Annotated in this window: 13 protein-coding genes and 1 pseudogene; 5 read left to right on the plus strand and 9 right to left on the minus strand. The window is 68.0% G+C overall.

Annotated features, from left to right (window positions below):
* Positions 1 to 35: 35 nt before the first annotated feature.
* Entirely contained in the window at positions 36 to 1121 is a 1086-nt protein-coding gene (locus BLV94_RS25725; protein WP_072949210.1) for a phosphotransferase family protein, read from the minus strand.
* A 216-nt stretch (positions 1122 to 1337) separates the two neighbouring features.
* On the opposite strand from BLV94_RS25725, the gene BLV94_RS25730 reads away from it, so the two are divergent.
* Together BLV94_RS25730 and BLV94_RS25735 are read left to right on the plus strand one after the other, a co-directional pair.
* Positions 1338 to 2651 carry an MFS transporter gene (locus tag BLV94_RS25730; RefSeq protein WP_072949212.1) on the plus strand — a complete coding sequence of 438 codons (1314 nt, stop codon included), beginning with the start codon at positions 1338 to 1340 and terminating at the stop codon, positions 2649 to 2651.
* Positions 2652 to 2699: 48 nt separating this feature from the next.
* Complete coding sequence (locus BLV94_RS25735) at positions 2700 to 4244, plus strand: acyl-CoA synthetase (protein ID WP_072949214.1); 1545 nt, start codon at positions 2700 to 2702, stop codon at positions 4242 to 4244.
* Positions 4245 to 4248: 4 nt separating this feature from the next.
* On the opposite strand, the gene BLV94_RS25740 is transcribed toward BLV94_RS25735, so the two are convergent.
* From BLV94_RS25740 to BLV94_RS25755, 4 genes are all read right to left on the minus strand, one after another.
* The gene (locus tag BLV94_RS25740) at positions 4249 to 5496 is read right to left on the minus strand and encodes an MFS transporter (RefSeq protein ID WP_072949215.1); all 1248 of its coding nucleotides are present in this window, start codon (positions 5494 to 5496) and stop codon (positions 4249 to 4251) included.
* Positions 5497 to 5707: 211 nt separating this feature from the next.
* Positions 5708 to 6070 carry a PH domain-containing protein gene (locus BLV94_RS25745; RefSeq protein WP_072949217.1) on the minus strand — a complete coding sequence of 121 codons (363 nt, stop codon included), beginning with the start codon at positions 6068 to 6070 and terminating at the stop codon, positions 5708 to 5710.
* Positions 6067 to 7068 carry a YihY/virulence factor BrkB family protein gene (locus tag BLV94_RS25750; RefSeq protein WP_072949219.1) on the minus strand — a complete coding sequence of 334 codons (1002 nt, stop codon included), beginning with the start codon at positions 7066 to 7068 and terminating at the stop codon, positions 6067 to 6069. Before BLV94_RS25750 ends, BLV94_RS25745 begins: the two co-directional genes overlap by 4 nt.
* Before the next feature lie 4 nt (positions 7069 to 7072).
* Positions 7073 to 7678 carry a TetR/AcrR family transcriptional regulator gene (locus BLV94_RS25755; RefSeq protein WP_072949220.1) on the minus strand — a complete coding sequence of 202 codons (606 nt, stop codon included), beginning with the start codon at positions 7676 to 7678 and terminating at the stop codon, positions 7073 to 7075.
* A gap of 109 nt (positions 7679 to 7787) precedes the next feature.
* On the opposite strand from BLV94_RS25755, the gene BLV94_RS25760 reads away from it, so the two are divergent.
* The 3 genes and pseudogenes from BLV94_RS25760 (at position 7788) to BLV94_RS25770 (ending at position 10063) form a co-directional block, all read left to right on the plus strand.
* Positions 7788 to 8645, plus strand: a complete 858-nt coding sequence (locus BLV94_RS25760) for a crotonase/enoyl-CoA hydratase family protein (protein WP_072949222.1) — start codon at positions 7788 to 7790, stop codon at positions 8643 to 8645.
* Positions 8642 to 9039: pseudogene (locus BLV94_RS25765) on the plus strand (nuclear transport factor 2 family protein). The gene BLV94_RS25760 and the pseudogene BLV94_RS25765 overlap by 4 nt, the downstream one beginning before the upstream one ends.
* Positions 9040 to 9085: 46 nt before the next feature.
* Complete coding sequence (locus tag BLV94_RS25770; protein ID WP_072949258.1) at positions 9086 to 10063, plus strand: NAD(P)H-dependent flavin oxidoreductase; 978 nt, start codon at positions 9086 to 9088, stop codon at positions 10061 to 10063.
* Positions 10064 to 10131: 68 nt separating this feature from the next.
* Here the strand turns inward: BLV94_RS25770 and BLV94_RS25775 are convergent, their stop codons facing one another.
* Genes BLV94_RS25775 through BLV94_RS25790 form a run of 4 tightly spaced genes read right to left on the minus strand, consistent with a single transcriptional unit; the run spans position 10132 to position 13721 of the window.
* Positions 10132 to 11283 carry an acyl-CoA dehydrogenase family protein gene (locus tag BLV94_RS25775; protein ID WP_072949223.1) on the minus strand — a complete coding sequence of 384 codons (1152 nt, stop codon included), beginning with the start codon at positions 11281 to 11283 and terminating at the stop codon, positions 10132 to 10134.
* Between the two features lie 16 nt (positions 11284 to 11299).
* Positions 11300 to 12283 carry an NAD(P)H-dependent flavin oxidoreductase gene (locus BLV94_RS25780; RefSeq protein ID WP_072949225.1) on the minus strand — a complete coding sequence of 328 codons (984 nt, stop codon included), beginning with the start codon at positions 12281 to 12283 and terminating at the stop codon, positions 11300 to 11302.
* A gap of 24 nt (positions 12284 to 12307) precedes the next feature.
* Positions 12308 to 12949, minus strand: coding sequence for a TetR/AcrR family transcriptional regulator (locus BLV94_RS25785; protein ID WP_072949227.1), 642 nt, complete (start codon positions 12947 to 12949; stop codon positions 12308 to 12310).
* 10 nt (positions 12950 to 12959) lie between these two features.
* The gene (locus tag BLV94_RS25790; protein WP_072949228.1) at positions 12960 to 13721 is read right to left on the minus strand and encodes a 3-hydroxyacyl-CoA dehydrogenase; all 762 of its coding nucleotides are present in this window, start codon (positions 13719 to 13721) and stop codon (positions 12960 to 12962) included.
* Between the last annotated feature and the right edge of the window lie 15 nt (positions 13722 to 13736).

Genomic DNA, 13736 nt, shown 5'->3' on the forward strand with positions numbered 1-13736 from the left:
TTCCGTGGCTCCAATCTGTTTCGGTGGTGCCGCGGTCAGCGGCGAAGCTCGGACACGGGCGACGCCGCGGCGAGGTCGAGCGCCCGCTGCAGCAGCGGGCCGACCATGTCGCCGACGTCGTCGAAACCCCCACCGACGGTGTCGCCCTGTGCGTGCCGGGCGTTGATGCCCTCGAGGATGACGGCGATCTTGAAGTCGGCGAACACCGTGTACCAGTCGATGTCGGGGATCTCGATGCCGCGCTGTGTGGCGTAGCGGTCGAGAAGTTCGGCGCGGGTGGGGAATCCGTCGAGTCGGGCGAGGCCCTTGGTCACCGGGTTGTCGACCGCTCCGGGCTGGTCCCAGAAGCTCAGCATGATCCCGACGTCGGCGAGGGTGTCGCCGAGGGTGGCCATTTCCCAGTCCAGGACGGCGACGATCTTCCCGGCGTCGCCGCGGGACGCGAGCACGTTGTCGAGTTTGACGTCGCCGTGGACGATGCCCGGGAAGTGTGAGGTGGGCAGCGCACGGCGCAGCTTGTCGAGCAGCACGGCCACCTCGGGGCGATCGACGGCGCGCGAGGCCTCCCATTGCCGGGACCAGCGGTCGAGTTGGCGTTCCAGGTAGCCGTCGGGGCGTCCGAACGAGCCGAGCCCGACCGCGTCCGGGTCGACGTCGTGGAGTGCGGCCAGGGTGTCGGCCAGGTCCAGTCCGAGCCGGCGGCGCTCGCCGGGGGTGAGTGCGGACGCCTGCTCGACCGTCCCGACGGGCATGCCGTCCACCAGTTCCATGAGGTAGAACGACGCGCCGAGCACGTCCGCGTCCTCGCACAGCAGCACCGCTTCGGGCACCGGGACGGCGGTTCCGGCCAGCCCCCGGATCACGGTGAACTCGCGTTTCATGTCGTGGGCGCTCGGCAGAACGTGCCCGTACGGAGGCCGCCGCAGGACCCACGTCCGGTCGGCGTCGGCGACGCGGTAGGTGGGGTTCGATCGGCCGCCGCTGATGAGCGAGACAGCGAGGTCGCCGCTCACGCCGCCGTCGAGCGCGCCGTCGAGGTAGTGGGCGAGGGCGGTGAGATCGACGCCTGCCGAATCCTCCCGGTCCTCGTGGGTGTCCGCTTCGGCGTGGGACGTCGTCATCCGCTGCGTCCTTTCAAGTCCTTCGATCTTCAGCCAAACGCTCGTTCGGCCAGTGCCCATCATCAGCCGAACGGGCGTCGAAAGTCAATATCCCTATATTCTGCAATTAATAGCTGAGATTCCCGAAAATTGAAGCACTTGCCAAGCGATCGTTCAGTTGGCATGATCTCCCGGAAGTGATGCACGTCTCATCCGCCTCGAAAGGTCAGGACACCCATGACGGACCAGTTGACCGGGACTGCTGCCACCACCGAATGGCGGGCCGAAGACCGCGTCCGAGCGCGCCGCGCCGCGATCGCAGGCGGCGTGGGCACCCTCATCGAGTACTACGACTTCAGCCTGTACGGCTACCTCGCGATCGTGATGGCGCCGCTGTTCTTCCCCAGCAGCGACCCGGCTACCGCGCTGCTGTCCGCGCTCGCCGTGTTCGGGACCGCCTACCTCATGCGTCCGCTCGGCGGCATCGTGTTCGGGCACATCGGTGACCGGTTCGGGCGGAAGAAGGCCCTCCTCGCGACGCTCGTCTGCATGGGCCTCGGCAGCATGGCGATGGGCTTCCTGCCCACCCACGCGCAGGCGGGGATCTGGGCCACGGTGCTGCTCGTTCTCGTGCGGATGGTCCAGGGATTCTCGGCCGGCGGCGAGGTCGGCGGCTCGGCCACGTTCATCTCCGAATCGGCGCCGCGGCATCTCAAGGCCACCTACGGCGCGTTCACCCCGCTCGGCTCCACGATGGGGTTCGCGATGGCCGCTGCGGTCGCGGGCACGGTGTCGGCGTTCACCACCGACGTGCAACTCGAGAGCTGGGGATGGCGGGTCCCGTTCCTGCTCGCGCTGCCGCTGACGCTGCTCTGCCTGTGGGCCCGCACCCGGGTCGAGGAAACCCACGGCGAGGACGCCGATTCCGGGCCGGCCCAGGCGCCCGTCGTCGCCGTCTTCCGGCGTCAGCCGCTCGCCCTCCTGCAGTCGGTCGGAATCAGTGTGGCGTGCAACGGAACCGCATACATCGGCCTCACCTACATGAGCATCCATCTGATGAAGAGCCTCGGCTACGAACGCACCCCGGTCTACTGGATCGCGACCGCCGTCATCGGCGTCGTCGCACTCGCGATGCCGCTCGGCGGCATGCTCGCCGACCGCATCGGACGGTTGCGGTTCACCGTGATCAGCTTCGCCGGATTCGCGATCGTCACCTACCCCGCCATGGCCGTCATGCACCACAGCCTGTGGATCGCCGCGATCGCCTATCTGCTGATCATGGTCAACACCATCGGAGCCCAGGTCGGCTCGTACACGCTCATGCCGCTGCTGTTCGACAAGGACGTCCGCTTCACCGGTGTCGCGATGGGCTGGAACCTCGGTGTCGTCATCGCCGGTGGCACCGCGCCGTTCGTCGCTGTCTGGCTCGTGGAGAAGACCGGAAACATCCTCTCCCCCGCCGTCTTCGTGATCGTGGCGGCGGTGATCGGACTGATCTCGGTGGCCGGCGTGGCACGCCGGTCCAAGGTCGCGCAGGAGCAGCTCGGCTGACGCCGAGGCGGATTCACCACTCGAGATCCACCACGAATTGGAGTAACCATGTATCCCGGCGCTCATGCTGCCACCACACCCGACAAGCCGGCCGTGATCATGGCCGGCACCGGGCAGACGGTCACCTTCGCCGAACTCGAGTCCCGCTCGGTCCGCATCGCCCGCCACCTGCACGCCCTCGGCCTGCGCCGCGGGGATCACGTCGCGGTGCTGGCCACGAACACCCCCGCCATCTTCGACATCTACTGGGCCGCCATGCGTTCCGGGCTCTACCTCACCATGGTGAACTGGCATCTCACGCCACCGGAGATCGCGTACGTCGTCGACGATTGCGGTGCCAGGGCGCTGATCGTCGACGCAGCACTCGACGTGGTCGCCGGTGAACTTCCCGCCCTCACCCCCGGTGTCGAGCACCGACTGGCGTTCGGGGGAACGATTCCCGGCTACGCCTCCCTCGACGAGGCCGCGGCCGCGGAGTCCGACGTTCCGCTGCCCGACCAGCCGCGCGGGGCGGACATGCTGTACTCCTCCGGCACCACCGGCCGCCCGAAGGGCATCAAACCGGAGTTGCCCGCACGGCAGATCCAGGACCCGGGCGACACCATGACCGGGATGAACGCGACGGTGTGGGGAGTCACGCCCGACACTGTCTACCTGTCACCCGCCCCGCTGTACCACGCCGCGCCGCTCCGCACCTGCGCGTCGGTGCAGGCCCTCGGCGGCACCGTCGTCGTGATGGACCGCTTCGACGCCGAGAAGGCGCTCGCGTACATCGAGGAGTTCCGCGTCACCTACAGCCAGTGGGTGCCCACGATGTTCGTCCGCATGCTGAAACTGCCCGCGCCGACGCGGGAGAAGTACGACGTGTCCAGCCTGCGTGTCGCCGTGCACGCCGCCGCCCCGTGTCCGGTGGACGTGAAACGGCAGATGATCGACTGGTGGGGTCCGATCCTGTCGGAGTACTACTCGTCCACCGAACTCAACGGCATGACCCTGGTGAACTCGGAGGAATGGCTGCACAGGCCCGGAACCGTCGGCCGCGCCGCCCTCGGCGTCGCCCACATCTGCGGCGACGACGGTGCCGACCTCGCACCGGGCGAGGTCGGCACCCTGTACTTCGAGCGGGACACCCTGCCGTTCGAATATCACAACGCCCCCGAGAAGACGCGCGACGCCCAGCACCCGCAGCACCCGACGTGGACCACCACCGGCGACGTCGGCTATCTCGACGAGGACGGGTATCTGTTCCTCACCGACCGGAAGTCGTTCATGATCATCTCCGGCGGCGTCAACATCTATCCGCAGGAGATCGAGAACACCCTCACCGAGCACCCGGCCGTCCTCGACGTCGCGGTGATCGGGATCCCGGACGAGGAGATGGGCGAATCGGTGCTGGCCGTCGTCCAGACCGTTCCGGGGGTGACCGGGGACGACGCGCTGGCCGGCGCACTCCTCGACCACGTGCGGGGACGGCTCGCCCGGTTCAAGGTCCCGCGGAACCTCGTCTTCAGCGACGACCTCCCCCGCACCCCCACGGGGAAGCTCGTCAAGGGCACGCTACGAGATCGCTACGCCGCCGGGGTGCACGCCTGAACCGTCAGCCGGCGACCGGTTCCGGCCGGCGCCGGCGGTCGAGGAGGACGGCGATCGTGAGGACGATCAGTCCGGCGACGCCGAGCAGGGTGCCGACGGCGGCCGGGGCGGTGTAGCCGTATCCGGCGGCGATCACCACGCCACCGATCCACGCACCACCCGCATTGGCGAGGTTGAACGCGCTGTGGATCAGCGTCGACGCGAGCGTCTTGGCGTCACCCGCCGCGTCCATCAGCCGCGATTGGACGGCCGGGAAGATCGACGTCACCGCCATGCCGATGAAGAACAGCACGATCAGCGCCGTCACCGGGTTGTGTGCGGCGACGACGAACAGGGCGAGGACGCAGATCAGGGCGATCATGCACCCGAACAGCCCGGGGACCACCGCGTTGTCGGCGATGCGCCCACCCACGACGTTGCCGAGGATCATCCCCGAACCGAACAGCATCAACGCCACCGGCACCATCGAGTGCGGCAGCCCGGACACGTCGGTGAGCGTCGAACTGATGTACGTGTACACCGCGAACGAGCCACCGAACCCGACCGTCGCGAAAATCAGCGTCATCCACACCTGTCCCCGGCGCAGCGCCCCGAGTTCGGCCACCGGGTTGCTCACGTGCACCCCGGCCAGCGGCGGGACGAGACGCGCCAGTGCCACCAGCGTCACGATTCCGATGAGCACCACGAACGCGAACGCCGACCGCCAGCCGAGGATCTGGCCGAAGAACGCCGTCGCGGGCACCCCGATCACGTTGGCGACGGACAGACCCATCATCACGGTCGCGACCGCCTTGGCACGCTTGCCCGGTTCCGCGAGGTGCGCGGCGACCAGCGCCGCGACGCCGAAGTACGCGCCGTGCGGCAACCCGGCGAGGAATCGGGCGGCGAGCAGCGTTTCGTATCCGGGGGCGAGCGCGGTCGCGAGATTGCCGATCACGAACGTGCCCATCAACGCGATGAGCAGCGTGCGCCGCTCCACGCGGGCGGCCAGTGCCGCGATGACGGGCGCCCCGACGACGACACCGAGCGCGTACGCGGACACGAAGTGCCCGGCCACCGGCTCCGACACCCCCGTCGCGGAAGCCATCGCCGGCAACAGGCCCATGGACGCGAATTCCGTTGTGCCGATACCGAACCCGCCGAGCGCAAGCGCGAGCATCGCGCCCCGCCGACTCGGTGACGGAATCCGCGGACGCAGAGACGGACGAGCGGTGACCGCAGGTTCGGTGAGGTGAACTGCAGGCGGCGTCATGGCAGCAAGACTCCCGTCGGGCTGATCGTAGGATCGGCGAGCACGTCCAGTGGACTCGCCTGAGGATGAACCGGGCCGAGATGGTGGCAATCCGGCTCGTACCAGTATGGGTGAGGCCGCAAGCGAATTAACAATCCGCGCGGGCGTGATTCCACTCACCGGGCCCGCAGGTGAGACGTGGGCCCGGTGCACCGGACCGGAGCGACCTACGTCACGTGATGTGCTGCAGGATCACCGTGTGCACGTGGTGGGCCTTGTCCATGCCGCGGAAATCGGCCTCGTACGTGGTGTCGGCGACGTCGACGGCGATGCTGCTGGACGAGAAGAACTGGCCGGCCCACGACTTGTTGCTGAGAAACGAGACCGACCGGATGTTCTTGTACGGGATGGACGTGATCGCGGTGCGCTTGCCGACGAAGCTCTTGTCCTGGATCACGACGCGCAGGTTCGTGATCGCGAGGAAGCCGGTGCCCGCGCCGATGCAGTCGTACACGGCGATGATCGTCTCGCCGGGCAGAATCCCCTGCTGAACCTGTTTCAGCTGTTCCGACTTGTCGAAGATCGGATCGGTCACGGCTCCTCCTTCGACGTCGGTGCGGACTCGTCCATCGTCCCAGAAAGTTCGTCGAAGGTGACGTGGATTCCCTGACGCGGGACCGCGCGTTGCGCCTTCGCCTGGTCGGTGAACGTCCGCTTGTCGCCGTCCGCGAGTTCCGCCTTGTCGGTGAACGGCACGAGCAGCGCCCGCGGATGCAGCCTGTCCACGCGGACGACGTTGATCTCCACGCACACCACGACGGCCGCGGCGGCGAGGAAGAGGAACGCCAGCAGTCCCAGCACGACGGCGAACACCCCGTTCGTCACGGACGCGGTGCTCACCACCTTGCTCACGTAGTACGCACCGAACGACTGCAGCACCTGCCACAGCACGGCCGCCGCAACGGCCCCGGGGGCCACGTCGGCGACGGACAGCGGGCGGGCGGTGGCGAGCCGGAACGCGAGGATGAAGATCACCGAGTTGATCGCGATCGCGGCGAGCGTCAGCAGCACCGTGAACGACCCGGACAGGTGCGTCGCGGCACCGATCCCGGCGACCGCGGCCGTCCCCAGGATTGCGAGCCCGATGGTGCCGAGCAGCAGCAGACCCCGCAGCCGGCCGCGGATCGGGTCGGGGCGCATGTTGCGCGGAACCGACCAGGCCGTGTTCATGGCGTTCTGGCAGGCCAGCGCCACGCCGAGGCCGCCGTAGAGGGCTCCGACCAGTCCGATCACCAGGCCGGTCACTCCGCCGCCGATCCGGTGCGGGTCGGCCAGGTCGGCTCCGATGACGGGGAACTGGCTGAGCGCCGAGTCGATGATGTCCTGCTGCAGTTCGGGATGCCCGGACAGCACGAACCCGAGCACCGTGGACAGCAGCAGCAGGAGGGGAAACAGCGAGATGAACCCGTAGTAGGCGATCAACGCCGCGAGGTACACGCCCTGATCGTCGAGGAATTTGTACGCGACGGCGATCGGGAAACCCATCGCCGGATATCGCTGCTGGAGGGCGTCGAGTCTTCGGGCGAATTTCATGCGATCAGACGGCCGGTTTCACCATCGCGAGGGCGAGGTCGGCGTAGCGCTCGGCGAGTTCTTCGGGTTTCAGGGGACCGTCGGCGTGCCACCACGTGCACACAGACTGCCCCATGTTGATGATGCCGCGAACCGCGTCCCGCGGGTATTCGGTCGCGAAATCGCCCTCCTCGACACCACGCTCGATGACGTCGCGGAAGAGGTGCTCCTGTTCGTCGCGGAGGGCCACGACGAGTCGGCGCCCCGGGTCGTCGAGGCTGCGGATCTCGGTGGCACCGACCATCGCGTCCCGCTGCCGGGTGGTGTGGAACATGACCCACGCCCGCATCAGCGCCTGCAACTGGTCGGCGGGGGCGCCGCCCGAACGCAGCAGCGCGCCGCGGGTCATCGCGATGGCGTCGTGCAGTGCGCGCACCATGATGTCCTGCAGGATCTCCTGCTTCGACGCGAAGTGGTGGTAGATCGACGCGACGGTGATATCGGCGCCGCGCGCGATATCGCGCATGGACGTGCCGTGATAGCCGCGTTCGTTCATGTTGGCGACCGCGGAATCGAGGATCACCTGCCGCCCGGTACCCGTGCTCGTAGCGGCCACCTTTGCAGCGCACATCCCTGGTACTCCGTCCCCGCTCCGATCGTCACACGACCACACCAGAGTAGTGGGTCCCGTCACAGATTCCGCTCTAGCGATCGTTCGGTAGCGATGTCATGCTGGTGCGATGGATCACATCGGACTCGACGTCGCCGACGGCATCGCGACGATCACCCTGAACCGGCCCGACCAGCTCAACGCATTCACCACCACGATGGAGAACGAGCTGATCGCCGCATACGACCAGCTCGACGCGGACGACACGGTCCGGGCGATCGTGCTCACCGGAGCCGGACGAGCGTTCTGCGCGGGCGCCGACCTGTCGGCCGGTGCCGCCACGTTCGACCACTGGCAGGACGAGGACGAGGGCGCCGACGCCCGCCGCGACGGCGGCGGCCGGGTGGTGCTCCGGATGTTCGAATCCCGCAAGCCGATCATCGCCGCGATCAACGGACCCGCCGTCGGCGTGGGCATCACGATGACCCTCGCCGCCGACTTCCGTCTCGCCGCCGACGACGCCCGCATCGGATTCGTCTTCAACCGCCGCGGCATCGTGCCCGAATCCTGCTCGACGTGGTTCCTCCCGCGCCTCGTCCCGCTGCAGACGGCCCTCGACTGGGTGTACTCCGGCCGGGTGTTCCCCGCGACGGAAGCCCACGACGCCGGCCTCGTGTACAAGCTGTACCCGCGCGAGTCCCTGCTCGACGAGGCCTACGCGCTGGCCCGGAGCCTCACCGAGCACTCCGCCCCGGTGTCCGTGGCGCTGTCCCGCCAGATGATGTGGCGGGCGCTCGGCGCCGAGCATCCGATGATCGCGCACCGCGTCGAAACCCGCGGCATCAACATCCGCGGCATCGGGCCGGACGCGCATGAGGGCATCTCCGCGTTCCTCGAGAAGCGGCCCGCCGTGTTCCCCGACAGCGTCCGCGACGACCTGCCGGACGTGTTCGGCGAAGACCTTCCGACCCCGGCGTTCCGCGGATGACCGCCGCACAGCCGGCCCGGCCCGGCGTCGTCGACCGCTGGCACCACGTCGTCGAACACCGCGACCTCGCCGCCCTCGACGCCCTGGTCGCGGACGACGCCGTGTTCTCCTCCCCCGCGGTCCACAGGAAGGGAAGCCGAAGGTCCTGGCCTACCTCGGCGCCGCCCTGACCGTCTTCGACGGCACCGGCTTCCGGTACGTCGAGGAGTGGTACGGCGATCGTTCCGCGGTCCTGGAATTCGCCACCGAACTCGACGGCATCCACGTCAACGGCATCGACCTGATCCACTGGAACGACCGTGACCAGATCACGTCGTTCAAGGTGATGGTCCGGCCCGTGAAGGGCCTGCAGGCGCTCATCCCACGGATGGCCGCCCAGCTGTCCCAGTCGTAAAACCCTGCACCACCGCATCACTCATCACTGCATGAAGGAGAAATTCATGAGCCTGCCCCCCATCCTGCAAGACCGGCTCCGCCTGCCCGTGGTGGCGTCGCCGATGTTCATCGTCTCGGGTCCCGACCTGGTGATCGCCCAATCCACCTCCGGCGTCGTCGGATCCTTCCCCTCCCTCAACGCCCGCCCGCAACCCGTGCTGCGCGAATGGCTCACCCGCATCACCGAGGAACTCGCCAAGCACGACGCCAACAACCCCGAGACACCGTCCGCCCCGTACGCGGTCAACCTCATCGTCCACAAGAGCAACGACCGCCTCGACGAAGACCTCGCCACCATCGTCGAATTCGAGGTCCCGATCGTCATCACCTCCCTCGGCGCCCGCGCCGACGTCAACGACGCCATCCACAGTTACGGCGGCATCGTCCTCCACGACGTCATCAACAACAAGTTCGCGAAGAAGGCCGTGGAGAAGGGCGCCGACGGCCTCATCGCCGTCGCCGCCGGCGCGGGCGGACACGCGGGAACGCTGTCACCGTTCGCGCTGATCCAGGAGATCCGCGAATGGTTCGACGGACCGCTCCTGCTGTCGGGCTCCATCGCCCACGGCCGCTCGGTCCTCGCCGCGCAGGCTGCCGGCGCCGACCTCGCCTACGTCGGCTCCGCGTTCATCGCCACCGAAGAGGCCAACGCCGATCAGGGCTACAAGCAGATGATCGTCGACTCCACCGCCTCCGACATCGTCTACTCCAACCTGTTCACCGGCGTGCACGGCAACTACCTGCGCGGCAGCATCGAGGCCGCCGGACTCGACCCGAACAACCTCGCCGTCTCCGACCCGTCCGCCATGAACTTCGGCGTCGGTGAGGACGCGGACACCGCCGCGAAGTCGGAAGCCAAGCCCTGGCGCGACATCTGGGGCGCCGGGCAGGGCATCGGCGCCGTCGACGCCGTAGTCCCGGCGGCGCAGATCGTCGAACGCCTCAGCCGTGAGTACGCCGACGCGAAGGCCCGCCTGGGATAGGCGCTACGCGCCCGTGCGCCTTTCTGGTAGCGGGAACAACCAGAAAGGCGCACGGGCGGCGGAGCCGCCTACCCGGCCGCGATGTCGCGGCCGATGATTTCCTTCATGATTTCGGTGGTTCCGCCGTAGATCGTCTGGATCCGGCTGTCGACGTACGCGCGGCCGATGGGGTACTCCATCATGTAGCCGTAGCCGCCGTGCAACTGGACGCAGCGGTCGACGACGCGCTTCTGCAGTTCACTGGCCCACCACTTGCCCTTCGACGCGTCGACGGCGGTGAGTTCGTCTGCGTTCAAGGCGAGGACGCACCGGTCGATGTGCGATTCGGTCACCTCGATCTCGGTGAGCATCTCGGCCAGCGCGAACCGGGTGTTCTGCAGATCCCCGATCGGTTTGCCGAACGCCTTGCGCTCGAACACGTAGTCCCGGGTCCACCGGTAGGCGGCCTTGGCGGCCGCGATTGCGTTGACTGCGATCGAAATACGTTCGAGGGGCAGGTTTTCCATGAGGTGGACGAAGCCACGGCCTTCGGTGCCGAGCAGGTTCGCTGCGGGCACCCGCACGTCCTCGAACACGAGTTCGGCGGTGTCCTGACCGGCCAGTCCGACCTTGTGCAGTTTGCGGCCCCGGCTGAAGCCGGGCATGCCCCGCTCCACGACCAGGAGCGAGAAACCCTTGGAGCCGGCGTTCAGGTCGGTGCGGGCCACGACGATGACGAGGTCGGAGTGAATACCGTTGGTGATGAACGTCTTCTGACCGTTGATCACCCAGTCGTCGCCGTCTCGCACCGCGGTGGTCTTGATGCCCTGCAGGTCACTTCCGGTGCCCGGCTCGGTCATCGCGATCGCACCGATCAGTTCGCCCGCGGCCATGCCGGGCAGCCACCGCTGCTTCTGCTCGTGCGTGCCGAGATTCACGATGTACGGGATGGCGATGTCGTCCTGGAGCGCCAGCCCCGAACCGAACGACGTCGTCGCGGTGCGGGCGATCTCCTCGGCGACGACGTACCGGAATCGGAAGTCGGTGACACCGGAGCCGCCGAACTCCTCCGGCACGGCGAGTCCGACGATCCCCGACTTTCCGGCGGCCAGCCACGCCGAGCGGTCGATCAGCCGGTCGGCTTCCCACTGTTCGTAGTTCGGTTCGATCTCGCGGGCGAGGAACTCGCGCACCGTCTCCCGGTACGCCTCGTGATCCTGCTCGAAGATGGTGCGCTGCATGACTTCTCTCCTACGATCAGGCGCTGACGGGAACCGACAGGCCGGCGAGGCGCTCCGCGATCAGGGCTTCCGCCTCGTCGACGATGCGTTCGACGAGTTCACCAGCGGTCGGGATGTCGTGAATGATGCCCTGGACGGTGCCTGCGGTCCAGATGCCCGCCTCGGGGTCGCCGTTCTCGAACACGGTGCGCCCGCGGGCACCGGCGACGAGTTCCCGGACGTCCTCGAATTTTCCTCCGCGGTCGAGGATCTCGACGACCTCCCGGCTCACGGTGTTGCTCGCGACGCGGGCGGTGTTCCGCAGCGGACGGAAGATCAACTCGGTGTCGGTCTCCTTGGCGGCGACGATCGCTTCCTTGATGTTCTGGTGGATCGGCGATTCGGCGGTGCACATGAAGCGGGTGCCCATGTTGATCCCGTCGGCGCCGAGCGCAAGGGCCGCGACCAGCCCACGCCCGTCGGCGAATCCGCCCGACGCGACCATCGGGATGGTGATCTGTTCGGCGGCGGCCGCGATGAGCACGAGCCCGGGGATGTCGTCCTCGCCGGGGTGGCCGGCGCATTCGAAGCCGTCGATGCTGATGCCGTCGACACCGCTGTCCTGGGCCTTGATCGCGTGCCGCACGCTGGTGCACTTGTGCAGCACCTTCACGCCCGCGGCGTGGAAGTCGGGCAGGTGCGGCGCGGGGTTGGAGCCGGCCGTCTCGACGATCTTGATGCCGGACTCGATGATGACCTGCCGGTACTCCTCGTACGGCGGCGGCGTGATCGCCGGCAGGATCGTCAGGTTCACGCCGAAGGGCTGGTCGGTGAGTTCGCGGGTGCGGGCGATCTCCTTGGCGAGGTCCTCCGGGGTCGGCTGGGTCAGTGCGGTCAGCAGACCCAGCGCGCCGGCGTTGGCGACGGCGGCGACGAGGTCGGCGCGACCGACCCACTGCATGCCGCCCTGCACGATCGGGTGGCGGACGCCGAAGGTCTTGGTGAATGCGGTGGAGAGCATGGCACGGCTCCTCTGGGGAAACGGTCAGTGAGCGGGTAGATACCCGACGGTGTGGAGAGCGATGTCGACGTAGCGGCCGGCGACCTGCTCGGGAGTCAGTGCTCCGCCGAGCTGATACCACCGCGGAATCGACTGGAACATCCCGAGGAGAGCGCGCACGGTCTCGGGGACGTCGCCGCTGTGGAACACGTCGCGGGCGACGCCGTCGGCGACGAGGTCGACCATCATCAGTTCGAGCCGCTTGCGGGTCGCGGCGTAGCGACTGCGGCTGTCGGCCGAGACGTGCCGCAACTCGGTGTCGAGGGAGACGTGCCGCACCCGGTACGTCATGTACAGGACGATGGCCTCGACGACGTTGGCGAATTGCGCCACCACGTCGTCGCCGGCCTCGCGGGCGGCTGCCTCGGCGCGTTCGTTCAGTTCGCGCATCTGCAGTTCGAACAGGGCCACGAGAACGGCTTCCTTGCTCTCGTGGTGGTAGTACAGGGCGGGGACGGTCACCCCGACACGACGGGCGATCTGCCGCACCGTCGTGCCGTGGTAACCGTTCTCGTTGAACAGATCCAGTGCCTGCTCGAGGATGGGCGTCATCGTCAGGGCCTCGAAGGTCCGCCAGTCGGCATACACCGTCTCGGTGGTGGCAGGCCCGTCCTCGCGCAGAGTCACAGGTCGCCGATCAGCGCGGTGCCATGCGGATGGCGCCGTCGAGACGGATGGTCTCACCGTTGAGCATCGGGTTCGACACGATGTGCGCGGCGAGGGCGCCGTACTCCGACGGGTCGCCGAGACGCGAGGGGTGCGGCACCTGCCCACCGAGCGACTGCTGCGCAGCCTCCGGCAGGGATCCGAGCAGCGGCGTCTTGAACAGGCCGGGAGCGATCGTGTTGACGCGGATCAGCAGCGAGGCGAGGTCGCGGGCGATCGGCAGCGTCATGCCGACGACGCCGCCCTTGGACGCGGAGTACGCGGCCTGACCGATCTGGCCCTCGTATGCGGCGACGGAGGCGGTGTTGATGATGACGCCGCGCTCGCCCTCGATCGGCTCGTTCTTCGAGATGCGCTCGGCGGCAAGGCGGATCACGTTGAACGTGCCGATCAGGTTGACGGTGACGATCTTGGTGAAGTCGGCGAGCGGGAACGCGCCGTTCTTGCTCACGGTCTTGATGGCGTTGCCGATGCCGGCGCAGTTCACGGCGACACGCAGCGGTCCGAGCGACTCCGCGACGTCGAGTGCAGCGGACACGTCGGCCTCGCTGGTGACGTCGCCTGCGGCGAAACGCACGCGGTCGCCGAGTTCCTTGGCGACGGTCTCACCGTCGGAGGAGGGCAGGTCGATGATGACGACGCTGGCGCCGTCGGCGAGCAGGGCCTTGGTGGTGGCGAGGCCGAGGCCGGAGGCACCGCCGGTGACGAGTGCGACGCTGTCGTTGACGATCATGTCTTACCTTTCGGA

The sequence above is a fragment of the Rhodococcus koreensis genome, from assembly GCF_900105905.1.
Classification (GTDB): domain Bacteria; phylum Actinomycetota; class Actinomycetes; order Mycobacteriales; family Mycobacteriaceae; genus Rhodococcus_F; species Rhodococcus_F koreensis.

Coding starts and splice junctions, on each gene's coding strand:
- BLV94_RS25735 (WP_072949214.1), top strand. CDS start 2,700: ATGTATCCCGGCGCTCATGCTGCCACCACACCCGACAAGCCGGCCGTG.
- BLV94_RS25780 (WP_072949225.1), bottom strand. CDS start 12,283: ATGCTCTCCACCGCATTCACCAAGACCTTCGGCGTCCGCCACCCGATC.
- BLV94_RS25755 (WP_072949220.1), bottom strand. CDS start 7,678: ATGTGCGCTGCAAAGGTGGCCGCTACGAGCACGGGTACCGGGCGGCAG.
- BLV94_RS25790 (WP_072949228.1), bottom strand. CDS start 13,721: ATGATCGTCAACGACAGCGTCGCACTCGTCACCGGCGGTGCCTCCGGC.
- BLV94_RS25730 (WP_072949212.1), top strand. CDS start 1,338: ATGACGGACCAGTTGACCGGGACTGCTGCCACCACCGAATGGCGGGCC.
- BLV94_RS25750 (WP_072949219.1), bottom strand. CDS start 7,068: ATGAAATTCGCCCGAAGACTCGACGCCCTCCAGCAGCGATATCCGGCG.
- BLV94_RS25740 (WP_072949215.1), bottom strand. CDS start 5,496: ATGACGCCGCCTGCAGTTCACCTCACCGAACCTGCGGTCACCGCTCGT.
- BLV94_RS25760 (WP_072949222.1), top strand. CDS start 7,788: ATGGATCACATCGGACTCGACGTCGCCGACGGCATCGCGACGATCACC.
- BLV94_RS25775 (WP_072949223.1), bottom strand. CDS start 11,283: ATGCAGCGCACCATCTTCGAGCAGGATCACGAGGCGTACCGGGAGACG.
- BLV94_RS25725 (WP_072949210.1), bottom strand. CDS start 1,121: ATGACGACGTCCCACGCCGAAGCGGACACCCACGAGGACCGGGAGGAT.
- BLV94_RS25770 (WP_072949258.1), top strand. CDS start 9,086: ATGAGCCTGCCCCCCATCCTGCAAGACCGGCTCCGCCTGCCCGTGGTG.